The sequence below is a fragment of the Nitrospirota bacterium genome (assembly GCA_030645475.1).
Classification (GTDB): Bacteria; Nitrospirota; Nitrospiria; order Nitrospirales; family Nitrospiraceae; genus Palsa-1315.
On sequence record JAUSMA010000004.1, the window covers coordinates 1 to 3,387 of the forward strand.

The following is a 3,387-nucleotide window of genomic DNA, read 5'->3' on the forward strand; positions in this document are numbered from 1 at the left end:
TGATCAAGTGACGTTCAGTCCGAACGGGCAGTATCGCCTGCAGGGATGGGCGGTGTCTGCGCTCTTTCATGGCGTTACGCTGACCGTGGCTCTCGGGCTCATGGCCCAGGTCAAACCGGTCGTGCCCAAAGAAGCCTTCAAGTGGGACGTGGCCTTGGTCGAGCCGCAACGGACACAAGCGGAATCTCACGCTGCAGTGACGCCAGCTCAGGAGCCAGCGAAGCCGACTCCGCGTCAGGCTGCTCCGGCCCCGGCGCAACCCCAAATGGTCACGCAGGCCGTGCAGGCTCGCGAGGTGACGCCGGTGGTGCAACGTGAGATCCGCCAGGTGGTCGAAACGAGCCAGCCGATTCAACAGACCGTGGCGGTGCAAACGAGGACTGAGACGGTGACCCCCATCAAGGAGCAACAGCCGGCAGAGGTGCAGCAGACTCAGCAGGCCGTCGTCGAGTCGATTGCCCCCGTCGTGCACCATGAAGCAGTAAGCACTGAACCGGCGATCACCGCAGCAGCGGTGCAACAGACCGTGAGCCAGCCCGAGCCAACAACCGTCCCGTCAACGCATCCTGCCGAAGCACGCGCCATTGAGACCGCTTCGCTGACGCGCGACCCCGAAATGCCGGCCTCCCTGGCGCCGGCGGCTGCCGCTGTGAGCGACGCAAAGCCTACTGAGGCGGTCGTGAGAGAGTCGGCGCCGCAAGTGGCGATGGCCACTCGTCCAACTCCGTCGGTCAAAGCCGATTATGGCTGGTTGGCCGAATCGCTGAGGCGGAGACTGGCTGAAATTAAACGTTATCCCAGTGCCGCGCGCTTGAATGGCTGGGAAGGGAAGGTCGTGCTGCGAGCAGTCATTCGATCCGATGGCCACCTGTCGGAGGTAAAGGTGCATAGAAGCTCCGGCTACGAATCGCTCGACAACGCGGCGATGGAAGCTCTTCGGTTGGTCTGTCCTCTGCATATGACGAATGCGATCGGTGCAGCCGAAGTCGCGGTACTCGTACCGATGGTCTATAGCCTGGGAGGGTAGGCAATGGAATGTGTGTCGATGCCTGCGGTGAGGGCGGGCCAAGGTTCAAGTGGGCGCGACATGCCCATCTCCATTCGAGGGTCAAAGTGAGGTGCACCATGATCGACCGGATCGGTAGAACCAAAAAACTAGCCTGGATGGTGGGGATTGCGATCGGCGCTGTCTCGCTCACGTCGCTCGCGCTGGCCGAGCCGGAGCAGACTTTGCGGTTCGGCCCGAAACTGACAACCGATCGTCCGGTCAGAGCGGTGGTCGGTCCTTCCGTCAGGATCGACGAGCAAGAGCATATTGCGCTGGCCTGGGTAGAAGAGGACAAGGACAAGCGCACGGTGTTCTATTCGAGAACGGAGAAGCCGGAGGGGCCGATCGGGACTTCGATCATCGTGAACCAGCCGACCGAGATGCCCTACATGCGGCAGGAAGCGCCGGCGCTGGCCGTGGCCGGAGACGAGGTGTTCCTGACCTGGGCCCTGACCCATCCGAAAGTGACGGCGGATAAACCATTTTCGAACGAACTGAGGCTGAGTCGGTCCACGGATGGCGGCAGAACCTTTCTCCCATCCATTCTCGTAAACGACGATGAACAGGTCATCGGCCACAGTTTCGATTCGATCCATGTCTCTTCTGATGGCGTGGTGCATATGGCCTGGATCGATGGGCGAGAGGGGAAGAAAGAATCCGGTACCTTTGTCACGCGCTCGACCGATCATGGACGCACCGTCGCGAAGAACCTCAAAGTGGACGAGAACACCTGTGTCTGTTGCCGGACCTCTCTCACTACCGGACCGGACGGAACGCTCTATGTGGCCTGGCGCAAGATTCTCCCCGGCGATCTCCGCGAAACGGTGGTCGCGCGTTCCATCGACGGTGGGCAGACGTTCACCGCTCCGGTCATTGTAGGCCAGGATCGCTGGGTCTTTCCCGGCTGTCCGCATCGGCCCGCCTCGATCGGGACGGATCGGCTGGGGCGGCTCTATGTGGTTTGGTATACGGAAGGAGTCGATGAGACTCCGGCGGTGTTTCTGGCCTACTCGGACGACCGCGGGGACAGCTTTTCACCCAAGCAGAAGCTGAACGTCTCGAAGGGAACTTTCCCCGACCACCCGCAGATGGCGGTGGATCCGGAGGGGCGTCTGGTCATTGTCTGGGAAGAACAATCGCCTGTCCGGCGTGAAGTCGTGATGAGTGTCTCTCTCGATCGGGGGCAGACATTCAGCGCGCCGCAGAAATTGAATGAGAAGAAAGGCCAGACGCCGACCCTCTCGATGAATTCGAAAGGGCTTGCGGCGCTGGCTTGGACGGAACATGCGATGCCGAACCATCGGATGGTCGTGCAAACGATTCAGCTGCCGGCCATGAAAATTATTGCGAGGCAGAAGCCGTAACGTGTCTGGGTTGTTGAAACGAGTGGTGATCCTATCGATGCTCGCATTCATGAGCGTCATCTCGGCTGGCCCAGCGCTGGCCAGCGATCCCTTTGCCTCGTTTAAGATGAGCCGGTTGCCGGCCGGAAGCATGGTCGCGCCGTTTGAACTCACGACGCTGGATGGCAAAGTCGTGAAGTCGAGCGAGCTGGCCGGGAAGGTCGTGCTGGTGAATTTTTGGGCCACCTGGTGCGGGCCCTGCAAAGAGGAAATGCCGTCATTGGCTCGTTTGCAGAAGCAGCTGGATCCCGCGCAATTTATCCTGATGACCGTTACCACGGATCTGCAGCGTCAGGGCATCGCCCACTTTCTTGCTCAGTTGGGAGTCAGTCTACCGGTGCTCTTCGATGAAGATCAGGACGTATCACGCTCCTTCATGGTGCGAGGCCTCCCGACCACGATTGTCATTGGACGGGATGGCACGCTGGTCGGGCGTGCAGTCGGACCTCGCGCCTGGGATAGCCCGGAGGCGGTGGCGGTGATGCGGCAGGTCATGGAGAGCGGGAAATGAGGAAGTGCTTCGTCCCGTTGGCTCTGGCCATTGCCACGCTCTACCTAACGCTCTCCGTCAGCGCCGTGGCCTGTCTCTTTGCGCATGAGAGCCAGCCCCGCTCGGCCCATCATCACACCGGCGGCGTGACGCATTCTTCGCTCTGTGCCTGGGCCTGCCACGCCAGTCCGACCGTCGATCTTCCCGCGACCACGCCACAGACCCAGCCGCTTCACTTTCTCGCGATGTTGCTGTTGGTCGCCACGTCCGTATCGTCGTTCCACTTACAGCAGTCGGCGCAGTCCCGCGCGCCTCCTCGTTCGTAACGTCGCATCTACTCATCGTGTATTCGTCATCTCCCTGTACTGACAGGGCTGCAGATCGCGCGGCCTCAGTCTGCACGGAGGCAGTTGTTCCATTTTCATTCTAAGAAGGAGTAGGGGCCA

Annotated in this window: 4 protein-coding genes; all 4 read left to right on the forward strand. The window is 60.9% G+C overall.

Going from position 1 to position 3,387, the window contains the following annotated elements; all coding sequences use genetic code 11:
* Window positions 1-1,027 (forward strand): TonB family protein (locus Q7U76_00070; GenBank protein ID MDO8354775.1); only part of this gene is annotated, 1,027 nt, incomplete at its 5' end.
* Between the two features lie 98 nt (window positions 1,028-1,125).
* Window positions 1,126-2,412: a sialidase family protein gene (locus tag Q7U76_00075; protein MDO8354776.1), complete on the forward strand. Its 1,287-nt coding sequence runs from the start codon at window positions 1,126-1,128 to the stop codon at window positions 2,410-2,412.
* 1 nt (window position 2,413) lies between these two features.
* Window positions 2,414-2,962, forward strand: a complete 549-nt coding sequence (locus Q7U76_00080; protein MDO8354777.1) for a TlpA disulfide reductase family protein — start codon at window positions 2,414-2,416, stop codon at window positions 2,960-2,962.
* Complete coding sequence (locus tag Q7U76_00085) at window positions 2,959-3,267, forward strand: hypothetical protein (protein ID MDO8354778.1); 309 nt, start codon at window positions 2,959-2,961, stop codon at window positions 3,265-3,267. Before Q7U76_00080 ends, Q7U76_00085 begins: the two co-directional genes overlap by 4 nt.
* Window positions 3,268-3,387: the final 120 nt, after the last annotated feature.

Bases quoted from the DNA above. Each gene is read 5' to 3' on its own strand.
- Q7U76_00085 (MDO8354778.1), top strand. From the start codon at position 2,959: ATGAGGAAGTGCTTCGTCCCGTTGGCTCTGGCCATTGCCACGCTCTAC.
- Q7U76_00075 (MDO8354776.1), top strand. From the start codon at position 1,126: ATGATCGACCGGATCGGTAGAACCAAAAAACTAGCCTGGATGGTGGGG.